This is a genomic window from Micromonospora sp. NPDC006431 (assembly GCF_042870725.1).
GTDB lineage: Bacteria > Actinomycetota > Actinomycetes > Mycobacteriales > Micromonosporaceae > Micromonospora.
This window is the reverse complement of the sequence record NZ_JBIAHQ010000031.1, coordinates 39,486-63,071: the sequence shown is the minus strand read 5'-3', so window position 1 is coordinate 63,071 and position 23,586 is coordinate 39,486. Positions and strand designations below refer to the sequence as shown.

At 67.9% G+C, this 23,586-nt stretch carries 14 protein-coding genes and 2 tRNA genes; 11 read left to right on the top strand and 5 right to left on the bottom strand.

The features are described from left to right. Together ACFYM6_RS32480 and ACFYM6_RS32475 are read left to right on the top strand one after the other, a co-directional pair. Positions 1-267 (top strand): hypothetical protein (locus tag ACFYM6_RS32480; RefSeq protein WP_387281285.1); only part of this gene is annotated, 267 nt, incomplete at its 5' end. Between the two features lie 77 nt (positions 268-344). Continuing rightward, positions 345-971, top strand: coding sequence for a hypothetical protein (locus ACFYM6_RS32475; RefSeq protein WP_387281284.1), 627 nt, complete (start codon positions 345-347; stop codon positions 969-971). Between the two features lie 73 nt (positions 972-1,044). Here the strand turns inward: ACFYM6_RS32475 and ACFYM6_RS32470 are convergent. The 3 genes from ACFYM6_RS32470 to ACFYM6_RS32460 all read right to left on the bottom strand — a co-directional run bounded on the left by ACFYM6_RS32470 (position 1,045) and on the right by ACFYM6_RS32460 (position 4,251). Further along, positions 1,045-1,116, bottom strand: a tRNA-Glu gene (locus ACFYM6_RS32470). Position 1,117: 1 nt separating this feature from the next. Next, a tRNA-OTHER gene (locus tag ACFYM6_RS32465) sits at positions 1,118-1,177 on the bottom strand. Positions 1,178-1,929: 752 nt separating this feature from the next. Beyond that, a complete protein-coding gene (locus tag ACFYM6_RS32460) occupies positions 1,930-4,251 on the bottom strand; it encodes an ATP-dependent endonuclease (protein ID WP_387281283.1) in 2,322 nt (773 codons plus the stop codon). Between the two features lie 132 nt (positions 4,252-4,383). Between ACFYM6_RS32460 and drmD the strand changes: the two genes are divergently transcribed. The 7 genes from drmD (at position 4,384) to ACFYM6_RS32425 (ending at position 20,714) form a co-directional block, all read left to right on the top strand. Continuing rightward, positions 4,384-7,551, top strand: coding sequence for a DISARM system SNF2-like helicase DrmD (gene drmD / locus ACFYM6_RS32455; RefSeq protein ID WP_387281282.1), 3,168 nt, complete (start codon positions 4,384-4,386; stop codon positions 7,549-7,551). Beyond that, on the top strand, positions 7,551-11,615 hold the full coding sequence (locus ACFYM6_RS32450; RefSeq protein ID WP_387281281.1) for an Eco57I restriction-modification methylase domain-containing protein: 4,065 nt from the start codon (positions 7,551-7,553) through the stop codon (positions 11,613-11,615). The genes drmD and ACFYM6_RS32450 overlap by 1 nt, the downstream gene beginning before the upstream one ends. Further along, entirely contained in the window at positions 11,612-15,313 is a 3,702-nt protein-coding gene (gene drmA, locus ACFYM6_RS32445; RefSeq protein WP_387281280.1) for a DISARM system helicase DrmA, read from the top strand. Before ACFYM6_RS32450 ends, drmA begins: the two co-directional genes overlap by 4 nt. Then, positions 15,310-17,376: a DrmB family protein gene (gene drmB / locus ACFYM6_RS32440; protein WP_387281279.1), complete on the top strand. Its 2,067-nt coding sequence runs from the start codon at positions 15,310-15,312 to the stop codon at positions 17,374-17,376. Before drmA ends, drmB begins: the two co-directional genes overlap by 4 nt. Further along, complete coding sequence (drmC, locus tag ACFYM6_RS32435) at positions 17,366-18,076, top strand: DISARM system phospholipase D-like protein DrmC (protein WP_387281278.1); 711 nt, start codon at positions 17,366-17,368, stop codon at positions 18,074-18,076. The genes drmB and drmC overlap by 11 nt, the downstream gene beginning before the upstream one ends. Before the next feature lie 749 nt (positions 18,077-18,825). Beyond that, entirely contained in the window at positions 18,826-19,428 is a 603-nt protein-coding gene (locus tag ACFYM6_RS32430) for an SLATT domain-containing protein (RefSeq protein ID WP_387281277.1), read from the top strand. After that, positions 19,425-20,714, top strand: a complete 1,290-nt coding sequence (locus ACFYM6_RS32425; RefSeq protein ID WP_387281276.1) for a nucleotidyltransferase — start codon at positions 19,425-19,427, stop codon at positions 20,712-20,714. The genes ACFYM6_RS32430 and ACFYM6_RS32425 overlap by 4 nt, the downstream gene beginning before the upstream one ends. Before the next feature lie 54 nt (positions 20,715-20,768). Here the strand turns inward: ACFYM6_RS32425 and ACFYM6_RS32420 are convergent, their stop codons facing one another. Then, a complete protein-coding gene (locus ACFYM6_RS32420) occupies positions 20,769-21,170 on the bottom strand; it encodes a hypothetical protein (protein WP_387281275.1) in 402 nt (133 codons plus the stop codon). A gap of 212 nt (positions 21,171-21,382) precedes the next feature. Between ACFYM6_RS32420 and ACFYM6_RS32415 the strand changes: the two genes are divergently transcribed. Together ACFYM6_RS32415 and ACFYM6_RS32410 are read left to right on the top strand one after the other, a co-directional pair. After that, positions 21,383-22,006, top strand: a complete 624-nt coding sequence (locus ACFYM6_RS32415) for an endonuclease domain-containing protein (RefSeq protein WP_387281274.1) — start codon at positions 21,383-21,385, stop codon at positions 22,004-22,006. A 176-nt stretch (positions 22,007-22,182) separates the two neighbouring features. Beyond that, on the top strand, positions 22,183-22,647 hold the full coding sequence (locus ACFYM6_RS32410; protein ID WP_387281273.1) for a hypothetical protein: 465 nt from the start codon (positions 22,183-22,185) through the stop codon (positions 22,645-22,647). 62 nt (positions 22,648-22,709) lie between these two features. Here the strand turns inward: ACFYM6_RS32410 and ACFYM6_RS32405 are convergent, their stop codons facing one another. Then, positions 22,710-23,549 (bottom strand): sigma-70 family RNA polymerase sigma factor, encoded by an 840-nt coding sequence (locus ACFYM6_RS32405; RefSeq protein ID WP_387281272.1) that lies wholly within the window; start codon positions 23,547-23,549, stop codon positions 22,710-22,712. Positions 23,550-23,586: the final 37 nt, after the last annotated feature.

The window sequence follows — 23,586 nt, the reverse complement described above, 5'->3', positions numbered from 1 at the left end:
GGCGTGCTGGGTAGTGTCACGATGATCCTCTTCCTGTCTCCCGTCGAGCCTAGCTCGCCCGGGAAGGCTGTCTCATCTCAGCCTGACAGACAGGGCCTTCCCTACGGCGAGCATGCCTACGGCGGCGAGCAGGCAGCCGGTCGCCACGGCGGCCAGCAGGATCTGGTTGCCTCCGTGGTTGATGGCTGCAGCGCGGCGCCGCGCAACTGTATCAACGGTCGGGATCCCGACACGACATCGGCGTCGCTGTCGACTACGTTCACCTAGCGAACTGGCCCCCCACCATCCGGCCTGACAAGCCGAGGCGGCAGAGGCCGGAGCTCCACCACGAGACGAAACCGACGGTGATGATCAGACACACGAACCCCCGCCTCACCGCGCTGGCCGCTGCACTCGGCTTGTTCGCCGTGGCTGGCTGCGGGTCGGATGGCGAACCACAAAGCGCCGGCGCTTCGACGACACCCTCTGTCAGCGCCTCGCCAAGCCCATCGCCCTCACCGACCGTTTCACTGTCCCCGTCGCCCGCCGCGAGCACCAGCACGCCGGCGCCGGCCGAGCCAAAGCTCGGCCAGAAGCAGACGACGGACCTGGGCGACGTGACCGTCTACAGCGTCAAGTTTCCGGTGCAGGCGCAGGACGACGTCGCCAGCAGGATCCGAACGAAGGGCATGCAGTTCGCGGTCGCCGACATCAAGGCCTGCTCGAACGGCACCACGGACGGCGACGGCTACGGGTTCAGCATCAGCGACTTCCAGCTCGTCGACACGGACTCTCGGACCTACACTTTCTGGAACGTCCAGGTCGGCGCGCGTTCACCCAACCTCGTTGACAGCCTCAGCGCTCTCGCCACACCACGGGCGGGTGCCTGCAAGCGGGGGTGGCTGACCTTCGAGCTGCCACCGAAGACGCGGATCGTATCGGTGGAGTTCGCACCGTCCGGCGGCCTGCCCCTCACCTGGAAAGTCCGCTAGGGCGGCAGAGCCGCCGCAACGGAAGGGTCCGGCAAGGCCGGCTGCACCTGGCAATGGCCCGAGCGGGTTCGAGTAGAGCCGACGGGGTTCGAACCCGCACACCCGGATTGAATGCCCGGGACCTGGCCAGTAAGCCGACGGCTCCGTGGCCCGACGAGGAGTTGAACCTCGGACCTTCGCTCTGGCTCTCCCGCTGAGCTACCGGGGCGGGAGCGGGATTTGAACCACGCGATTTCCGGCTCATGGGGCCGGCGAGGACGACCGAACTCCTGGCCCCGGCAACTACAGGGGCCAACAGGGGATTTGCCACTCTTGGGCGATTGAGCGCCCAACCACTCTTCCTTGTCGGACTGCATCACACGCTGGTGGCAGACGTCGCCTTCACTCTCCGCTAAGCTCGCCTGGGCGCGGCACTCGGACCACCCGCCGTAGCCATGTCGGACTCAGCTCAAGCTCGACCCTGACGGCCCAGCACACCGCAGGGTCATCGCGGTGGTGGACCAACCAATGACGAAGAACGCTGCCGTCATCAGCCCGAACGGCGGCGGCGACGTCATCGCCAGCGGCAAGCGGGGGCGTTGGCACACTGTTTGACACGCATCACCGACTCGCACCATCCAGGAACCCGCCACCCAGCCCTCCCAACAGCCCACATTAGGCTGCGCCCGCCATTCGCGCGACAGCCGACCAACGACCAGGTGCCCATTCGATCGGCGTCTGCGAGGCGCGCTCACCAGCGCCTGTCGCCGCCCGAGATTATCGCCGGGGCGCCGGGTCGGGCTGAACCACTACCAGATCGAGCAATGCCATGACCGACCTCGTCTACACCTGCTGGTGCCCGCGCAGGCAATGTCGTAGCACGGCCGTACCTTGCGCGCATGAGGACGACAGGGACGGCGGCAGTTCGCCGGTGTGGACCGCTCACTCTTTGACACGACCTACCGCCAGCTAGCCACCGTCACGGTCGGGCGGAGGTCGTACCCATGGTCTCCGCGATGATGGTCTTCACCTTGAGCGCGAGCTCGCCGGCGGGCGGCAGACCGTCGCGGGTCATCATCCGAAGGACTTCGTCGATCGCGTTCTTCGTGCGGAGGTCCACCCCGTAGTTCTCGTGCAACCACGGCTTGAACGACGGACGCGACTTTCGCCTGCGGAACGAGTCCAGCACCGTCCGCCACCCGGCGAAGTCCGGATGAACGGCGCGGACAGCGGTCTCATTGAGATACGCCGTAATGTCAGGACGGTCCAGACCAATGGCCTTGTGCTTGCGTCTGCGCTGGCGAGAGCTCCGCGAGAGTGCCTGGAGCTTTCGCTCCTCGTCGGTCTCCATGCGCCCGGTGTTCACCCGTTGGATCTTCGCGTTGTCAACGAGAACGAAGACCGGCACATCGAGGTAGCGGTCCAGGAAGTCGAGGTCAGCGGTGGCCAACAGGTTGTTGGTGCCGAACATTCGGATCAGCGCGAGACCAGCGGCCCGAAGCTCGTCATCGTACAGGCGTTCTAGTACCAGCCGGTCGTGGTCGCCTTCGACGATGAGCAGGCCGCTGATGCCGGCGAGCAGCTCACCGCGGTTCACGCCGAGCTGCTTGGCGAGTGCGCCCTGGGCCGTAATGGCGCGTGGGCCGAGGACCTCTACGCGTGCATGGCCGTTGATAGCTGACACGTGCACCCGCGTCCAGCCGGGCAGATCCAGGAAGATGGGGCTGTGTGATGCGATCACGATGTCGGAGCCCTGGTGGTTCAGGCTCTGAAGGGCCGCGGCTGCGGCGCGCTGAGCCGCCGGATGCAGATGTGCCTCCGGTTCATCGAAGACCCGCACAGTACGGCGGGGCCGCGCTTCGTAGAGCAGGAACGACAGCCGGACGTTCGCCGAGATCACCTCCACGTCCTCCCGCGTGTACTCCCCGGTTGGCGAGACCTGCCGAGGCCGTCCTGCCAGGGTTAGAGCGGCCTGCCACGGGTTCAGGGCCTGGAGGATCGCGTTGATAGCCTTGCTGGTCCAGAAACCTTTCTTCGTGACCTCTGCCTCGAAAGTCTTCGCGGCCGATAGGGCAGCGCTCATGAGCGCGTCCTCGTCGAGCATCTCGACGACGTGGGCCCACAGACTCATCCTCATCACGAGGGTGTCGTACTGCAGGGCCATTGCTGCCAATGCCTCGTCGGCCCACCGTCGTTGACCTGCGGAGAGCTGGTCGAGGACGCGGCCTTCGTCCATCCCGATACGGCCGACTGTGCCCGCGCCGGCGACCTCGATGCGGAAGTTGGCCAGATCCTTGATCATCGTCACGCGGGTGCCTTCGGGCTGGGCTGCGACGATGGAGACACCTGGAGCGGTGGCGTTCAATTCGGCCATCGCGTGCTCCTGGCCGGTTCCGTGCAGCCACCAGTAACAATCCAACACATCAGGAGCGGTAGCAACGGGCAGCCGCCGCTCCATGACATTCAACAGATCGAGGGCCGGCTGGAACGCGATCCCCAAGGCCTGGTTCACATCTTCGTCGATCTCGCGGTCAGTTCTCGGCCGGGGTAACCACTGCAGCTCGGCGGGCGCGTGGTCGGTGGGCGGGAGCTCCAACAGCGGAATCCACCCACCGATACGGCCGTCCGGCTCCGCGAGTGCCCGACGCAAGGGCGCGAAAACGTCCGGCAGCGTGTCGGCCAACACGGCGACCGAGTCGGGCACCTCCTCGACCACCAGGGTGCGGCTGAACCGGCGGGCAACCCGTCGGGGCACCGTCCGGACATTCGCATCCACCTCGGGATCGAGGTCGATGCTCTCCAAGCCATACATGATCACCGGCGTTGCGGATACGTCAGTAAGGAATGCCGTCAGCTGATGTGGCAGGCCAGCCCGCTTGATGCCCTCGTGAAAGTCCGCGCCTTCGGTGACCCCCAGTGAACGCCACCAACGTCCGTCGCCGGCCCAGCGAACAAAGGCGGGTTGAACGTCCCCGACATTCCGAACGACCTCCGCTAACTCGGGGTTCTCGGCCCACCGAACAGCGGCGCTCGGTTGAGCGGGTAGCTCGGTCGAGAGGGTGCGCACCACCACGGCCAGGGCACCCGCCGCGGGCGTGTGCAGCCGCGGACGCGCGAGCGACACGGTCTCGACCGTGCCGAGCAAGAGGGCCAGGCACTCCAGCAAGTTCGTCTTGCCCGAGCCGTTTGCGCCGAAGATGGCGAGCCCTTGGCTCCACGCCAGCCACACGTCACGCAGGTTCTTGTACTCGCGCACGCTCACGCCAACGATGCCCGGCTGGACGCCAATGGTCCCTTCCATGCGAGGGACTGTAAACGAACGAGTTAACTCCTGATCAACAGACCGCGCGGACCACGCCGACGTACTAACAGCCAGGCAACGCCACCCTGCGAGGGGGTGAGGCCGTGAAAGCGCGCAGGTTAGGGTGCTTCGGTGACACTCTCGCCCACCAAGGCGACCGCCACGTCAGGGGTCGCCTTACTTGCCATTCCCGAGCCGGGTCAGGTCGTGGAGGTACGCGGGTCGACTTGGGCGGTGGCGCAGGTCAAGCCGCAGGGTCTGCCGCGCAGCCCGGCGGACGAGGCGGTGGCCTCGCTGAACCACGCCGTGACCCTGCAGGCGCTCGACGAGGACCGGCTGGGTGAGGAGCTGACGGTCGTCTGGGAGCTGGAGGTCGGACAGACCGTCACACCTGCTCAAGGACTCCCGACGCAGGTCAACCCGGATGCCTTCGACGATCCGAACACCCTCGCCGGGTTCGTTGACGCGATGCGCTGGGGTGCGGTGACCTCGGCGGACGACCGGAGCGTGCAGGCGCCGTTCCACAGCGGGGTCGCGGTGGAGGCGTACCAGTTGGAGCCGCTGCGGCGGGCGTTGTCCTCCCCCCGGACGAACCTGCTGCTCGCTGATGATGTCGGCTTGGGCAAGACCATCGAGGCCGGCTTGGTGGTGCAGGAGCTGCTGCTGCGACACCGGGCTCGGACCGCGATCGTGGTGTGCCCGCCGAGCTTGGCCCTGAAGTGGCAGGACGAGATGCGGGACAAGTTTGGTCTCGACTTCACGATCATCAATAGCGAGATGATGCGGGAAGTGCGGCGCCGCTACGGCCTGCACGCGAACCCCTTCCAGCTCTATCCCCGGGTGATCGTGAGTATGGCGTGGCTGCCGCAGGTGCGCGCTCAGCGGATGCTGCGTGACGTGTACGCGCAGGCGGCGAGCACGAAGACCGCCCGGCGATACGCGTTTGACATCCTGATCGTGGACGAGGCGCACCATGTGGCGCCGGCCGGCCCGTCGGCGATCGGGGGTGCGCGCGGCTACGCCGTCGACACGCAGCGCACGATCGCGGTCCGGGATCTGGCGGACAAGTGCGAGCATCGCCTGTTCCTCAGCGCTACTCCACACAACGGGCATCCGGAGTCGTTCACGGCGCTGTTGGAGATGATCGATTCGCGCCGGTTCAGCCGTGGTGCGCTGCTGGACGAGCGGGCGTTGCGCGAAGTGACGGTTCGGCGGTTGAAGTCGGACCTGCCGGAGAAGGGCTTCCGGCCGCGGGAGCTGCGGATCATCCCGTTCACGCCGCGCGCCGACGAGCAGGAGATGTTCGCTCTGCTGGATCGGATTCTCACCGAGAGTGCGAAGGCGAACGGAACCGGCGAGTCCGGTGACATCACCGCGATGCTGTTCAAGAAGCGGTTCTTGTCGAGCCCGTGGGCCTTCGGCATGACCTTGCAGTCGTACCTCGCCTCGCGGTTCGTGGGCCAGGCGCCGACGGACTGGGACTACGACGACATCCTCGGCGAGGGGCAGGCCGACGAGGAGGAAGGCCTGTGGGAGCAGGACGAGGCGACAGCCCTGCGGCACAGCAAGTCCACCGACCCGCTGGTCGCCGCCGCGCCAGCCGAGTTGCAGCGGCTGGCCGAGTGGGGGCTGAGCTTCGAGAGCCGACCCGATTCCCGCCTCAATGAGCTGATCACGGCCCTGGACGCAATCTGCCGACCGGGCGGGTTCTGGTCCAACGAACGCGTCGTGGTGTTCACCGAGTACGCCCACACTCTGGAATGGGTGCACCGGGTGCTGGTCCAGCAGGGCTACGGCGACGTGCTGGAGATCATCCAGGGGCAGACGCCAACCGACGAGCGGGAGCTGATCCGCGAGCACTTCACCACCGAGCCGGCGAAGAACCCCGTGCGGGTGCTGCTGGCCACCGACGCAGCCGGTGAAGGAATCGACCTACAGGACCACTGCCACCGATTGATCAACCTGGACATCCCGTTCAACCCGTCACGGCTGGAGCAGCGCATCGGCCGGATCGACCGGTACGGACAGCAGCAGACCCCGCTGGTGTTCCAGTTCTCCCCGGACCGCTCGGCGACCCTGTACGCCGCCGACATGGAGTTCATGGGCCGGATCGCCCGCAAGGTGGTGACGGTCGCGCGTGACCTCGGGTCGGTCAACCAGGTCATCGCCGACGAGATCCAGGACCACTTCACCCGTTCCTCAGCGGGACGGCGTAAGAAGGCGGCGCTCGACGGCAACGCCGTGATCAACAAGGCGTTGGCCGGCGGGTTGGACCTGAACAGCCGGTTGACCCAGTTGGAGAAGGGCTACGCCGACAGTCGGGCGGAGCTGCACCTGGAGCCGGAGAATCTGCGGCGGGTGGTCGACACCGCGCTGCGGATCAGCCACCAGCCGCCCCTGGTGGTGGCCGGCGACGACCGGACCGACGCAGCCGTGTTCGCCGTGCCGCCGCTCGGTCCGGCCTGGCAGTCGACGTTGAAGGGCCTGGACACCCGCTCCGAGCCGGGCGTATTGCGGCCGATCACGTTCGACGACAAGGCCGCGGCCGGTCGCAAGGACCTGGTCTACGTCCACCTAGGCCATCCGCTGGTGAAGAAGGCTCAGCGGCTGCTACGCCGGTCGCTGTGGAGCGCGGACGCGCCGTTGCACCGGGTCACGGCAGTCGTTGTGGATGGGCTGGAGGAGTCCTTTGTCGCGGCCGTCACCCGGATGGTGCTGGTCGGCCGGGGCGGGCTACGCCTGCACGAGGAGATCTTCCTCGCCGGCGTACGCCTGCGGGGCCGGCGGACCATCGCCGAGGAACGCGCCGAGCAACTGCTCGACCAGGCCCTCGACGCCGGCAGGCTGACGCTGGCCGCTGCAGACGTCCGCGCCGACCTGGCCAGGGAGTGGAACGAGCCGGAGTCCCCGCTGCGGTCCCGGCTGCTCGACTCGATGACGCGACGCGCCGAGTCCCGTCATCAGCGGGTCAGCGACCAGCTCGCCAAACGCGAGGAGGCCGACGTCACCCGGGCGCGGGAGATCTTCGCCGCGTTCCGCCGCAACCTGAACGAGTCGCTGGACCAGCTCACCAGCGCCGAGATGCAGGACCAACTGGCTCTCTTCCCCGATGATCAGCAGCGGCAGCGCCGCCGCGACATCGACACGATGCGCCGCCGGTTGGACGAGCTCGGCGACGAGGAGCAGCGGGAGATCGCGGCGATCATCGAGCGGTACCGCGACGTCAAGCCACACACCACCGCCGCGGCGGTGGTGTTCGCGCTCACCCCGGCCGACGCCCAGCGAGGAGGTTCACGCTGATGCGGACCGCCCGTACCTTCCGTCCGAAGACGGCCACCGAGCTGCACCGGGCGTGGCTGGAACTGGTCGAGACAGATGGCCCCTTCCTGGCGATCCCGCCGCTGAAGCGGGTGTGGCCGCAGGGCATGCCCGCCCTGGGCCCCGAACGCCTCGACGTCCTCCGCGAGGCCAGGCCCGCGTTCGACCACGCCTGGGAGGCCCTCGACATCGACCCGGACGACGAGATCGTTCAGGCCAAGTACGCCGAGGTCCGCGACGGGTGGGTGCAGACCGTCCTGCGGAACGTCGTCGGTTGGCGTACCTCGCTGGCCTGGGGTCCCGACTGCGCGCCCGGGGTGACTGCGCACTCGCCCGACCGGCGGATCTCCGTCACCCCGCAGGCCGCGCTGCACGGGCCGGACGGCATCGGCGCGCTGGTCGGCGTGGTCGACAAGTGCGACAGCCTGCACGCCACCGGCGCCGACGGCTGGGCCGCCACCGCTATCGACCGGATGGAAGCGATGCTGCGCGGCGCCGGCGTCGCGATCGGCATCGTCACCGACGGCCGCTGGTGGGCGTTGGTCTGCGCCCGGCCGGACGCGATGGTCGCCTCCGGCATCGTCGACGCCCAGACCTGGGTCGAGGAACCTCTGACCCGCAACGCCTTCCTCACCGTCATCGCCCGGCAGTACATCATCGGCGGTGACCCCAACGAGCGGCTCCCCAAGCTGTTCGAGGAGTCCGTCGCCGCCGCCGAGGAGATCACCGAGGCCCTCGGCGCCCAGGTCCGCCGCGCCGTCGAGCTGCTGATCCAGGCGTTCGCCGAGACCGCCGCCGACCACCACAGGCGCGGCCTGCATGATCCGCTCCCGGTCGACCCGCACGACACCTACTCCGCCGCCGTCACGGTCATGATGCGCGTCGTCTTCCTGCTCTTCGCCGAGGAGCGCGGCCTGCTGCCGCAGAGCGAGCTCTTCCTGCAGGGGTACGGCATCAGCGGTGAACTCGACGACCTGGAACAGCGCCGGCTGCGCGACGGCGAGGAATCGCTGGACAGCACCTATCTGACCTGGCACCGGCTGCTCGCCACCAGCCAGGCCCTCTACCGGGGCGCGTCGTTCGAGAACATGCGAATGCCCGCGTACGGCGGATCGCTGTTCGACCCGGACCAGTACCCGTTCCTGATCGCCGCGAACGACAACGGCACCCTCGCCATGCCCGTCTCCGACCGGGTCATGCTGCACGTCCTGCGCTCGGTGCAGGTCGCCCAGCTCAAGGGCGGCGACGCCCGCCGGATCTCGTTCCGAGACGTCGACGTGGAACAGATCGGCTACATCTACGAAGGGCTGCTCGGCTACTCCTGCACCCGGGTCACCGGCGACACCCACGTCGGCATCGTCGGCGCGACCGGCGCCGAGCCGGAGATCCCGCTGACCGTGCTGGAGCAGCTCGTCAACGCCAATGCGACTCCGGCGAAACTGGCCACCGCGATCATCGCCTGGCTCAAGGAGAACCAGCCCGCTGCCACCCCGCCAAGTGCGAACGCCCTCGCGAGGCGGCTGTCGGCCCCGCCCGGCGACGACGCCGACCGCATGCTGCGCGCGGTGACCGATGACGACGACCTGCGCGCACGCCTGCTCCCCTGGGCCACCATCACCCGGCCCGACCTGCGCGACCGCCCCACCGTCGTCCTGGACGGCGGCCTGGTGGTCACCGAGACGCCGTCACGGCGCAACGCCGGCGCCCACTACACCCCGAAAGACCTTGCCGAGGATGTCGTCAAGCACGCCCTCGAACCGCTCTGCTACTCCCCCGGCCCGCACCAGGTCCCTGAGAGCAGCGGCGCGTGGAAAGTGCGCGGCGCGGGCGAGATCCTCAACCTCAAGGTGGCCGACATCGCCGCCGGCTCCGGCGCATTCCTGGTCGCCGCCGCCCGCTACCTCGCCGCCCGCCTCGTCGAGGCATGGATCGACGAGGACCCTGCCAACGCCCACCGGCGCGACCTCGGCCAACACGCGATCCGTGAAGTCGTCGCCCGCTGCCTGTACGGCGCCGACATCAACGCGATGGCCGTCGAGATGTGCAAGCTGTCGCTCTGGCTGGTCTCCCTCGACCGCGACCTACCGTTCTCCTTCGTCGACGACAAGATCCTGCACGGCAACTCCCTGCTCGGCCTCACCAACCTACGCCAACTCCGCACCCTGCACATCGAGGCACCCACCCACCAGCAGGCCAGACTGACGGCCCAGGATGTGGACGCCACCATCCGGCGGGCCGTCGATATCCGCCGCGACCTCGCCAGCGAGGTACGCGAACACGACCCCATGCGCAGCGCCACCGCCAAACGCCGCCAGCTCAATCAGACTCGCAAGATCACCGCCGACCTACGCACCGCAGCCGACGGGGTCATCGCCGCCGGGCTCCGCCTCGGCGGCAAACCCGGCAAAGCCCTGGACGAAGCGTACGAGAACCTGGCCGAGGCGGTGACCGCCGCGATGCCGGCCGACGGCACGGCCGCCGATCCCGAGTCCCTGGACCTGATCCTGGAAGAGGGGCTGACCCCGACTGTCGCGACGGACTACGAACGCTGGCAGCCGCTGCACTGGGTGCTCGAAGTTCCGGACGTGGTGGTCGATCATGGCGGCTTCGATGCCGTCATCGGCAACCCGCCCTTCCTCGGCGGCCAGAAACTCACTGGCGCGATGGGCACCAGAGTCCGGGACTGGTTCATTCACCAGATCGCGGACGGCACCCGGGGTAGCGCCGATCTGGTCGCCTACTTCTTGCTGCGGGCGGTCGAGTTGCTGCGCCCGTCCGGGACGCTTGGTCTGATCGCCACCAACACCATCGCCCAGGGCGACACCCGCCAGGTCGGCCTCGATCGCATCGCCGCCAGTGGGTTTACCATCACCCGAGCTGTGCAGAGCGCTTCCTGGCCATCGGCCAGCGCCAACCTGGAGTACGCGGCGGTCTGGGGGAGCCTTGGCCCAGTCGCCGATGCCGCCGACCGGGTCGCGGACGGGGTGGTCGTGCCGCGCATCTCCACGCTGCTCGAACCGGCCGGGCAGGTCGACGGCACCCCGGCGCAGCTAACTGAGAACGAGAACATGGCGTACATCGGCTGCTACGTGCTCGGCATGGGCTTCGTCCTGGAACCCGAGGAAGCCCAGGCGTGGATCACCGAGGACGAACGCAACGGCGAGGTGCTGTTCCCATACCTCAACGGCGAGGACCTCAACTCCCGTCCGGACTGCTCCGCCTCCCGCTGGGTGATCGACTTCGCAGACTGGACTATGGAACGCGCCGCCGAGTATTCGAAGCCGTTCGCACGGGTCAAGGCGCTAGTGAAGCCCGAGCGGGACATCAACCCGGCCAAGGACCGCCGTGAGAACTGGTGGCGATTCGGCCGAGTCGGCCTCGGCGTCCGGAGGGCGATTGCCGGGCTGGACGAGATCCTGGTGATCGCGCGGGTGAGCAAGCCGGTGATGCCGATGCGCATTCCGACGGGGGCTGTGAACAGTGATCAGGTCGTGGTCTTCGCGACCGACTCGTTCGCGGATCAAGCGGTGCTGTCGTCGAGTCTGCATCAGATGTGGGCGATTACATACGGCTCGACGCTGGAAACGCGGGTGCGATACGCACCGTCGGATGTGTTCGAAACGCTTCCGCGGCCGGAGCCGACTGACCGGTTGGCTGAGGCGGGGCGGATGCTGGACGTCGAGCGGCGCGAGGTCATGCTGCGGCGCGGGCTGGGGCTGACCAAGCTGTACAACCTGATCAACGACCCACGGATCGCTGACGGTGACGATCCGGACGTGGCCCAGTTGCGACAGATTCACATGGAACTGGACGAGGCGGTGATGGCGGCGTACGACTGGTCGGATGTGCCGCTGGAGCATGGCTTCCACACGTACCGTCAGATGACGCGATGGACGGTGAGTTCGGCGGCGCGGGTGGAGATCTTGGACCGATTGCTCGCGGAGAACCTGCGCCGCGCGGCGGTGCAGCGACCGAAGGCGGCGAAGAAGGCGACTGCCCGCCAGCAAAAGCCAGTGGTTCACGAGGGCCAGGAGGCGCTCCTGTGACTGACTCGGCGCCGGGTTTCCAGCTCGCGCAAGAGCCGGACGGCACCTCGTACACGGTTCGGGAGAATCTGGTCGACATCCTGGAGCGTGAGCTGCTCGGGCCATCGGGTGGTCCGGAGGAGCTGTTGGCGGTGAGCCCGCGTCAGCTGTACCTGGTGGGGCATATCGCGCCGGTGAAGCTGACCGAGCCCGATGCTGATCCGGCCGGCTCTGAGGACGGGTATGGCCTGGTAGGCATCCGATCTGATGCGGCGGGTTTTCATGCCCAGCGTGGGATTCCGGTCGAGTCCGCCGACGGCACCGACGTCGAGGGCGAGGAGGATGACGCCGACGACAAGGCTCCGAAGCAGGGGCTGATGATTCCGTCGTCGATGGGGTTGCGGTTCCAGGTGCCGAACGATCTGGCCGAGTTCACAGTGACCGCGTCGTGGGGCACCTACGAGAGTGTGAAGACCGGTGAGGTCGACAAGCGGGGCCGGGCGGTGCGGCGGTATCGGCGGACGCCGGTCGGGATCGTCGATAAGATCGCGGTGGCCGAGCTGACGTCGGGCCGGACGTACACGCGGGTGCTGACTGGGCAGATCTGTCTGCGGATCGATGCCTACGACGACGCGCGTTTCGGCCGGCGGTTGATCGAAATCGCGCTGGTCAATGACCGGGAGACGCCGCCGACGATTCCGGTGCACGAGTGGCTGTTCCAGACGAAGCTGCACGTCGAGGCGGACGGTGCGGCGGTGTTCCTGCCGGTGCGCGACGTCATGGAGCAGGAGTGGCCGGAGCACGACGACGAAATGCGCCGGTTGCACCTGCAGTACCGCAACCGGCTGGAGTTCGCGGTCGGGCGGACCTGCTCGGTGGACTGGCGGGCGGAGCCGGGGGCACGGCGGGCGACGGCGGTGTGGACGACGTGGCTGCCGGTCGCGGAGACACCGCAGACGCAGGCGCGGTCGGTCACGGGCGCAATGCTGGGCATGGACGCACTGGCCACGGCCAGCCCTGAACAGGTTCATGATGGGCTCGCCCCGCTGGTGGACGGGTACCGGACCTGGCTCGCCGGTGAAGCCGCGAAGGCGGCGCAGCTCCCCGAGCATCTGCGGGACCTGGCCGAGGAGATCGTGGACGAGGCAGGCGCGGCACAGCAGCGGCTGGCGGACGGGCTGGCGCACGTGGTGGCTGATCCGGAAGCGTTCGCGTGCTTCCGGTTCATGAACGAGGTCATGCGGGACCAGCGGATTCACTCCCGGATCGGGGCGTTGCGTAGCTCCGACCCGAGCCTGTCGTTCGACGCCGCCCGCGATCAGGTCGAGGCCGACGAGCGGGAAAAGCCATCGTCATGGCGACCATTCCAGCTGGCGTTCATCCTCATGCAGCTGCCAGCGCTGACCAACCCCACCGCGGCGACGCGCAGCGGTGAGCTGTCGCGGGTGGAGTTGTTGTTCTTCCCAACCGGTGGTGGCAAGACGGAGGCGTACCTGGGTCTGGCGGCGTACACGTTCGCGATCCGTCGCCGGCAGCAGGTGGTGGCGTCCTCCGACGGGCCGTTGGACGGGCGTGACGGGGTGGCCGTGTTGATGCGGTACACGTTGCGGCTGCTCACCGCGCAGCAGTTCCAGCGGGCCACCACGCTGGTGTGCGCGGCGGAGCTGGTTCGCCGCCGGGACGAGGCGACCTGGGGTAGCAAGCCGTTCCGAATCGGGTTGTGGGTCGGCACCGACGTGAGCCCGAAGCGGTGGGACGAGGCAGACGAGCAGCTGCGCAAGGCCAACGCGTACGGCGGGCACCGGTTGACGGTGTTGCAGGTGCAGCGGTGCCCGTGGTGCGGCAGCCCGATCGGCGCCGCGAACGTGAAGCCGGTCAAGACGACCCGCCGGGTGCTGGTCTTCTGCGGCGACGACATGGGGCAGTGCCCGTTCGCCAAGGGCGGTCAGGTGGATGAGGGCCTGCCGATGCTGACGGTGGACGAGGAGATCTACCGGATGCCGCCGGCGTTCGTAATCGCGACGGTCGACAAGTTCGCCCGGCTGGCCCGCGAGGGTGAGGCGGCATCGCTGTTCGGCTACGTCGGGCGGCACTGCGGTCGGCACGGCTACGTACATCCCGACTACACGGCTTGTAGCGTCACCACCGGTCACCAGGCCGAGCCCGGCCTGCCCGCCGCGACCGTTCGCCCGGTCGGACGGCTCCGGCCGCCGGATCTGATCATCCAGGACGAGCTGCACCTGATCACCGGGGCGCTGGGCACCGCGGTGGGGCTGTTCGAGGTGGTCGTGGAGACCCTCGCCTCGTGGGAGACCGCCGACGGGAAACCGGTCCGGCCGATGATCGTGGCGTCGACGGCCACCGTACGTCGCGCCGACGATCAGGTGCGAGGGCTGTACGGGCGCGGCGTACAGATCTTCCCGCCGCAGGTGTTGGACGTGGCGGACACGTACTTCTCGCAGGAGCTGCCGATCGGGCCGACCACCCCGGGCCGCCGCTACATCGGGGTGAGTGCGCAGGGAGTGCGGCTGTCGAGCGCGGAGATCCGGGTCGCCGAGGTGTTGCTGCTCGCGGGGCAGTTGCTGTTCGACCGCAGTGGGTCCGCCGCCGATCCGTACATGACGTTGGTGGGCTACTTCAACGCGACCCGGGAACTGGCCGGTATGGCCCGCTACGTGGCCGACGACGTGCAGAACCGCGTCCGGCAACCCCGCCCCGGCTCGGGTTTCCCACGGCGGCTCGGCTCGTACGGGCGGCTGGTCACTGGCGAGCTGACCTCCCGCATCGCCTCGGTCGACATCGGACGCACCCTGGACAACCTGGCCTTGGAGTTCGACCCCAACTACGCCACGACCGCGGCGATGCGGCAGCGACTCGAACAGCAGGAGGCCGGCGGGCGGATGGAGCGGCCGAAGGCCGACCCGTTCGACGTGGTGCTGGCCACCTCGATGCTGCAGGTCGGCGTCGACGTGCAGCGCCTCGGACTAATGCTGGTGGTCGGGCAGCCGAAGAACACCGCCGAGTACATCCAGGCGTCCTCGCGGGTGGGCCGCGACGTCGGCCGCCCGGGTGAGGACTGCGGCCGTCCCGGGCTGGTCGTGGCGCTCGGGAACTGGGCGCGGCCCCGCGACCTGGCCCACTACGAACAGTTCCGGCACTACCACGAGACGTTCTACGCACAGGTGGAGGCGCTGTCGGTCACCCCGTTCTCGCCGACGGCTCTGGACCGAGGCATCGACGGGGTGCTGGTCAGCGCGGCGCGGGTGCTGCAGGCGCACCGCGACGACGGGCTGTCGCCGGAACGGGCCGCATGGCGGGTCCGTGACGAACAGGACGCTCTCGCCGCCCTAGTCGATCGGCTCTACGCCCGAATCCGGCCAGCGGCCCAGCTCGACGACCTGATGGCGCAGGCGCACCAGCGGCTGATCAATCGGCTGGACCAGTGGAACGCGCGCGGAAAGTACGCCGGAAAGCTCAGCAAGACCCTGGTGTACGAGCGCACCGGCGACAACGACAGCTACCTGCCGTTGCTGATCAGCCCGGAGAACGCGAAGGCCCACCAGGGCCTGCCGGACCGCGCGCCGTTCGTCGTCGCGCACTCGATGCGGGAGGTCCAGCCGGAGATCAACCTGCTGGTCAGCCCCATACCCGAGCGGCTGTTCGTCGTCGAGCCCGACGACGCGCCGGCGTGGGAGTTGCCCGAAGGAGAAGACGAGTGACGGACGACGACACGGCGCAGATGATCTTCGAGTCGGCGCAGCCGTTGGACCCGCTCGCCGACAGCGAGCAGTCAAACGTCAAGAACCGGGCCAAGGTCGGCTCGGCCCGCCCGTCGTCGCTGCTCTACACCTACGGTGTCGGCTCGATCATGGACCTGCCGCAGTTCTCAATCATGCCGGCCGGCCTCGACGACTGGGAGCCGATCTGGCGGCGGCGGCCCACCGTGCCGACGATCGAGGAACCACGGCTGCTCAAGGTGGTCCAGCTTCACCTCGGGTCCCGCGTGCAGCAACTGCGGCCCTTCCCGTGGCAGCCAAAGGCTCGTGCGATGTCACAGGAGGGCTCCGACCTCGGCATCCCGGCCCGGGTGTTCCCGCAGTGGCTGCGGTGCACCGGCTGCGACTACCTCGGGCCGCTGTCGCGGTTCAGCTACACCAACACCCACCCGTTCCGGCCCGACCTGGCGACCTTCGAACACGCAAGTTGTCCCGGCCGTACGTTTGCGGGGGCGGCGAAGGGAAAGGCCAAGGCTCCCGCGAAGGGAAAGGCCAGGCGCAGCCCGGCGGTGCCCGCCCGTTACCTGCTCGCCTGCGCCAACGGCCACCTCGACGAGTTCCCGTATGCGTTGTGGGTGCACCGCGGCAGAACCTGCCCCGCCGCCCCGCACCCGGACCTGAAACTGCGCGACAGCAACATCGGTCAGGGAGCCGGCGCGGTCATCACCTGCGAACGTTGCCAACAGCGGCGCGGCATGGGCGAGGCTCAGGGCGAGGCCGGCAAGCGGAAGCTGCCGACCTGCCGGGGCCGGCACCCGCACTTGAACGCCTTCGACCCCAAGTGTGGGCTGGACACCTCGCTGATGATGATGGGCGCGTCCAACCTCTGGTTCGCCTCGACCCAGTCGATCATCGTCATGCCCCGCGACGAGGAGCAGAAGCAGACTGCACTCGCCACGAAACTCCGTACGCACCTGACCTCGGAGGAACTGGCCGACTACGCGGCCCTGCCGAAGGTGCTTCGTTCGCTTCTCCTCGCGAACAAGTGCGACATCGCCGGAGTCACCGACGAGCAGCTAACCGCAGCGGCGGCCGAGGCACTCGCCCCACCACCGTCTGAGGAGGAGCGTCGGGAGAGGCTACGCGATTGGGACCCAGTCGAGCTGCTTGTGCCGGAGTGGGACTACCTGCAGAAGCCGAGCCTGTTCGCGCAGCAGCAGGACTCCAGCGGGTTGATGGTCACCGAGATGCCCACCGCCGCCGACCTGCCGAAGCAGGTGCACCGGGTCATCGCCGTGAACCGGATGAAGAAGGTCAACGCGGTGATCGGCTTCACCCGCATCGACGAGATGGACCGGGTCAACGACCTCGCGAGCCGGCTCGTCAAGCTCACCCGGGACGGCAGACCCACCTGGGTGCCGGCCACAGAGGACCGCGGCGAGGGCATCTTCCTGCAACTGGACGAGAATGCCGTTGCCGCCTGGGAAGCGCAGATCCTGCCCACCGCGCTGTGGCGGGCGCACCGCGAAGCCCACCGGCACAACTTCTCCAGGCGCTTCTCCGCCACCGCCGCCCAGATCGACCCGGACACCCGGTTCCCCGCACCCCGCTACTGGCTGATCCACACCCTCGCGCATATCCTCATCCGCCAGATGGCGATGTCCTGCGGCTACGGTGCCGCCAGCCTCAGCGAACGCCTCTACGCATGGCCCGCCACCCCCGACCGCCCCGCCGCCGCCGGACTGCTCATCTGCACCACTGCCTCCGACAGCGAGGGAACCCTCGGCGGTCTCGTGGCCCTCAGCCAACCGGAACGACTCCACGGGCTCCTGCTCGACGCGCTCCGCAGAGCAGGCCGCTGCTCATCCGACCCCGTCTGCGGCCAACGCACGCCGCGGCACGGTGAGGACTTCCTGCACGGCGCTGCCTGCCACTGCTGCAGCTTCGCCTCGGAAACCTCCTGCGAACGCGCCAACCGGTTCCTCGACCGGCGGTTCCTGCTGACCCTGCCCAGCATCGACGACGAACGGGTCCCCGGCTTCTTCGGCACCATCGATGTCTACTGACCCTTACGAAGCGCTCGGCGCCTTCCTGACCGCCTACGAGGCACAGCGACTCGCCGCCGTACTGCAAGCCGGCGGCACCACCGGCCAAGCACTGAAAGAGGTGCACGCCGCCCGCCGCAGCGAGGTAAAACGTCTACTCACCGCAGCGGAACTTGGCCAAGAGCATCGGGACGGTTCGGTCGCCATGCTCCGGGCTATCGCAGGTGCGCGCTCGGCCCGAACCGCCATTACCCCGGTCTGGACGATGCCCGGCGTCGAGGCCACGACGGGCCGCCTTACCAGCGAAGCTCAACGCATCATTGAAGACGCTCGCATGTCGATCGTCTGCTCAAGCTTCAACTTCACCCCGCACTCAGGCATGTGGACTGCCCTGAAGAACGCGGCAGCGCGCCCCGGCCTAAGCGTCACGGTGTACCTCGACGCCCACGTCGGCGCTCCGGCGGCCGTCGCAGCCCACCTACCCAAGGCGACAGTACTCCGGACGCTGACCCTACCCGGAGGCCACCATCCGTTCGTCAGCCATGCCAAGTTCATCGTCGTCGACCGCACGATAACCCTGCTCACCAGTGCGAACTTCTCCTACAGCGCTGAGAACTCCAACATCGAGCTGGGACTACTAGTGCATGACACCAACCTCGCGGCGTCGATCGAAACCCTCATGCGCAGCAAACATGGCGTCCTCTACGAACATGTCACCTGAACGGGTGGCTCGGCAGGAAGCCCGATACCGCGGGTGTCGTCGGCGCAGAACTACCAGTTGCGGTTTATGCGTTCTTCCGCCTTGCCCGGGCCCGCCGACCCCCGACCCGCGTCGTGCACCCGCGTGATTACCGTAGCCTCCTATCGATGAGGAGATCACCTCGTCAAGCCGTGCCACGGCGGCCGCGCACGCCTTTCCGGCGGACGCAGCGGCGACGGCCGACTTGGCGGCATAGCCGGTGGGGGTCAGCTGCACGGCCGCCGCCGCAACGTCAACCGCACCCTTTTCCTCATTGGACAGCCCGAGCAGTACCACGTGCGGACAGGCCGGCCGGTTGTGCGCACGGTGCCGCACCTCACGAGGCCGATCAGGCTGGTTACTGTCCATGGTCGCCACTGTGCGCGTCGAGCGTTGCCGGACGACGTCAGCGCCGGCGGCTACCGGCGCCGGCCAAGGCGACGCGGCGGGCATGGCGTGGGCTCATTGCCAATCTACGACCGCGCCCCCGGCCGGAGATCGATAAGCAATGGCCTTATCTTGCTCGCCCCGTACCCCACTGCGTACGGGCCCGCCGCCACACAACCCCGAGGCTGAGGAAGAGTTGCTCGGGCACCAGGAGTGTCGGTGGTCCCATCCATACTTAAGTCTGAGCGCAGCGATAGTCAGTGACCGTCGCTCTTCCGCGGCACGTGCAGCCGGGGAGGAACCCACCGGGGGTGCGCACCTCTTGGTCTAGCGAACGGGGAGAGATGGCGACAGACCCCGCCGTCAAGACAGAGCGAGACGAGTACCTGTTGGCCCAGGTGCGGGAGACGTTCGGTCGTGTGATCTACAGCCACAAGACCCACGAAAAGCAAGCCGACCTATGCTTCCGGAAGCATCGCAGCCAGCAGGCCGCGCTTGTCGTCTTCACGGCGGCCAGCGCCGGCACGTTCCTCGCGGCGCTGCTCGGGAACTTCGTGAGCCCGCAGATCGCCAGCCTCGTCACGTCGTTCATCGCCCTGATCGTCACCGCGCTGACCCTCGCGACGAAGAGCTTCAAGTTCGGCGAGGAGTCCGAGGCGCACCGCGACATCGCCTCGCGCCTGTGGGACGTGCGCGAGTCGTACCTGTCTCTGATCGCCGACCTGATGTCCGGCGCGACGTCGGCGTCCGATGCCCGTGAGCGCCGTGACAAGCTCCAGGAGGCCACGCGTGCGGCTTACGCCGACGCGCCCAGGACCACATCCAAGGCATATGGCAAGGCGCAGGACGGACTTAAGAACAACGAGGAGCTGACCTTCACGTCACGCGAGATCGACCTCTTCCTCCCGCAGGCCCTCCGGCTCAACGAGAGCGAGGCGGCCGCATGAAGGTATCGGAGATCTTCGACACCCTTCTCGAGAACCTGAAGGTCGGCGACGCCAGCACCACCATCGCCGCACGTCGGGATGAGATCACCAAGGCGCTGAACAAGGACTTCAGGTCGGTCGAGGGATCCACCGCGAACCGGCTAATGGTGGGCTCCTACGGGCGACACACGGCGATCCGTGGGGTATCCGACCTCGACATGATCTACATCCTCCCGGCCAACCTCCGCTCGAGCTACGACAGCGAGACTGGGCCGCGGAGGATCCTCAACCGCGTCCGGGATGACCTGAAGGCTCGCTATCCCAACACCGAGATCCAGGTCGACCAGTGCGTCGTGCGGGTGCAGTTCACCAGCAACAAGTTCAAGTTCGAGGTTCAGCCGGCCTTCGAGAACGCTGACGGCACCTTCGACTACCCGGACACGAAGTCCGAGAGCTGGAAGGTCACCAAGCCGCGCCACGAGATCACGGCGACCAAGGACTGCAACGATCGCACGTCGAAGAACATGCGCCACCTCGCTCGGATGGCCCGGGCGTGGAAGGACACGAACGGCGTGGTCATGGGCGGCCTGCTTATCGACACGCTGGTACATCGGTTCTTCTCGACCACCACCGAGTACGACGACAAGGGGTCTCTCTGGTTCGACTTTATGGTCCGGGACTTCTTCAAGTTCCTCGCGGACGAGCCTGACAAGGACTACTACCTCGCGCTGGGGAGCAACCAGCGTGTGACGGTGAAGAAGCGGTTCCAGCCGAAGGCGAAGAAGGCATACAACCGCTGCCTCGAGGCTATCGCCGACGAGGGCAAGGCATCTGCGAACAAGAAGTGGCGCGAGGTGTTCGGCACGGCGGTTCCGCTTCAGACCACCAAGTCCGCCCCTTCGTTCAGCGACACGGAGGAGTTCATCGAGAACCTGTTCCCCGTCGACATCGGGCACTCGGTGACGATCGACTGCGAGGTCACGCAGAACGGCTGGCGACCGACCCTGCTGCGGATGATGCTCCGCGACCGGACTCCGCTCCTCGCGAACAAGGGCCTCGACTTCACGATCATCGAGTGCAGCGTCCCGGAGCCGTATGACGTGAAGTGGAAGGTACTGAACCGAGGGGACGAGGCCGAGCGCCGGAACAACATCCGCGGCCAGATCATCTCGTCGAGCCGCCCCGGCGTGAGGCACGAGCGAACCAGCTTCCGCGGGGAGCACGTCGTCGAGTGCTACATCGTCAAGGACGGGATCGTGGTCGCACGGGACGTCATCGACGTGCCGATCAGCACCAACGCGGCATAGCGCTACAGAGCGATGATGCTCGTCGTTACTGGTCGGCGGTCGGAAAGCCGGGCTCTATGCAGAGAGTCGGGCATACTCGCGTTCACCATCGACCAGGCCGCGCACGTGGGCACGTGGTACGCCGCCCCCGCGCGGACCCGTCAGCCGCGCCACCCGCAACGACCTCGGCCAGCAGGTCCTCCGCGCCGGCGACTTCCTGGACTGGGCCAGCAGCAGAAGCTGACCCTCGCCACGCTGCGGCAGAACGACCTCGACCGCTGGCTCGTCGATCACCACCCGCACCAGCGGCAACTCCTCAAACCGTTTCTGGCCTGAGCCGCCCCGTGCCGGGCGCATGCCCAGGCTGAGGGTTCCTCCTACCGTCCCGGCCAGCAGACCCCCATCACCCAGCACCGCCGTCTCGCGCTGCTTCGCAAGCTGCTCGACGATTGCCTGCGGGTCCTGGGCCCCGACCACCCCGACACCCTGACTACCCGCCACAACCTCGCTTACTGGCGCGGCATGGCGAAGAAGTCCGATCACAATCTGTAACAGCGGCTGGCTGGTAGCGGAGAACTCGCACAGAACGAATACGCAACCCTGCCAGTCGGCAGTACGGGGCAGCCAGGGGTTTCCAGGCTCCGCAGTCGTGCGCGTTCGGTGACGTACCCGCCCGCCATAATCCGCGTGTGACGCTCGTCGACGCCCGCCTGCTGGGGCTGATCCCCACGCACCCCACCTCCGAGGTGTGCTGCCTGGAGGCACCGAAGAAGGCGCTGCTACGGCACCGCATTACTGCGGTTCGGTACCGTGAGTTACTGCGGGCGCAGGGCGGCGGGTGCGGAATCTGCGGCGGCCCGGCATGGCGCTACCCGGTCGGACTGGTGCCCCTGCCGGTCGACCATGACCACTTGTGCTGCCCGGGACGAGAGTCGTGCGGTCGGTGCGTACGGGGTCTTCTGTGCGCCGGCTGTAACGGGAACCTCGGTTTGGTCGAGCTGCATGGCAACGCGATGCTGTCGCCGAGACGGTGGATCGAAGCTGCCCGCACCTACCTGACACGGGCCGGGATCGATCCCTGGGAGGCGAACAGGTTCGCCGCCGGTGGGCGCATCCATCGCGACCGGCGGATCAGGGATGGGGTGGACTGCCGCTGCTACCACTGCACCGGTGACCCTCAGGGCGCGGGCGGGTGGATCGCAGCGGCGATCGCCGTCGGTGAGCCGGTGTGGGACGAGATCATTCGACGGACCGCGCAGCAGCGGACAAGGGCCAACGAGCTCGGGCTGAACTTTGCCGACAACGATCTGTGAGCCACGGATCGGCCCCGAAGTCGGCATCGCCCCGACCCGGAGCTAAGGGTCGGAACGATGCGGTCCCCGGGGCATCTCAGTCCGTCTGGTGCCGGCGCCACAACGGCGTAAGCATTGTGAGCCCTCTCCCGGGTGGGGAAAGGGCTCACGATCGCGGGTCGCGTCAGACTCGCTGGGTGATCGTCGTCCCCGGGTGCCGGGCCGCAGTGGCTGCCGTCACGAATCGGCCGGTGCTGGCGCTGCGGTTGACGGTGCGGGTGTTGCTTGTCCCGCGTCCGACGCGTTCGGTTGTGGTGGTCCGCGGCGACCGCACCGCCGTGCTGCTGCGGACGAACCGACCTGTGCTGGCGCTGCGGGCCACGGTGCGGGAGCCGCCTCGAGCCATGATGATCATCTCCTCTGGTAGTGCAGTCTCGGTTGGACCGCTCCTGCCGGAGGCATATGTGCTGGTCGGCCGGTTACCCGCCACTCTTTCGGCCGGTTTTCCGGCCGAGATTGCTGTGGGGGGTACGCGGGGCCGCTCCAGCCGCCCGGGCGACGATGGCGCGGGCGGTCGCGGTGGAAGTGCGGGCGCGCATGGCACGGGCGTCGGCGGTGCCGAGCGAGGAGCGCTCGATCTTGGCCTGGATCGTGGACTCTGACGACTTCCCGGTCGCCGCGGAGGGTCGCGGGTGGTGGTCCGGGGTGGGCTGCGGCATGGGCTTCATGCCCCCCTTCGGGTATGGGCGGGTTGTGGGGCGGTCAGGCGGGTGCGGTAGTAGGACAAGGCTTTTTGTACGGCATTCTCGGTGAGGCCGAGCAGGCTGGCGACGTCCGCCTGGGTGTAGCCGGCAAGGATGAGCGTCAGCATGGTGCGGGTGCGGGGCGGGGCGCCGGTCAGCAGGACGTCCACCTCCTGGCGGAGCACGGCGAGTTGGGCCGGGTCGACGGGCGGGCCGCCGCTGGCGGGGTGGTCAAAGAGGGTGAGCTCGTCGACGAGCAGATCGTGGTGGACCTCGTTGTTCAGCCAGGCGCGGTAGATGTTCGGGAAGCGGATCAGGCACTGGCCGATGAAGAACGTCTTGAGCGAGGCGCCGCGGGCCGGGTTCCACCGGCCGGGGATCAGCACGGTGTCGCGAAAGGATCGCAGCGCCTTGGCAACGGTCTCGTTGGCGAGTTCCTCGGCGACGTCAGGGCGGCTGAGTGCCCCGAGCGGCGGCTCGGGCAGGCCGGTTCCGCGCTCGCGGCACTTGCCGAAGATGGCGCCTTGGCGGATCCAAGCGACCATGACGGCGTACCCGTATCGGGCCAGCTCGGTGGCGAACAGGTCGTAGTCCCGGCCGGTGAAGTTGTACCGACGCAGCCAGGCGACCAAGTCGGCGTCCTCGGCCAGACGCTCACGTCGGCGCAGAGCGCGGACGGTTTCGTCGAGGTCATGGTCCTCGCGGGTACCAGCGAAGTCGGCAAGCCAGGAAGCGGGGACAGCGATGTTGCGGCGGGTCGGTTCCCGTTGTAGTCCCGATCCCGCCACATCGTCCGTCGGCTCGTCGGCTTCCGGGTGCATGGCGCCTTTCTCGGTGCGGTGCGTCCGCTGAAGGACT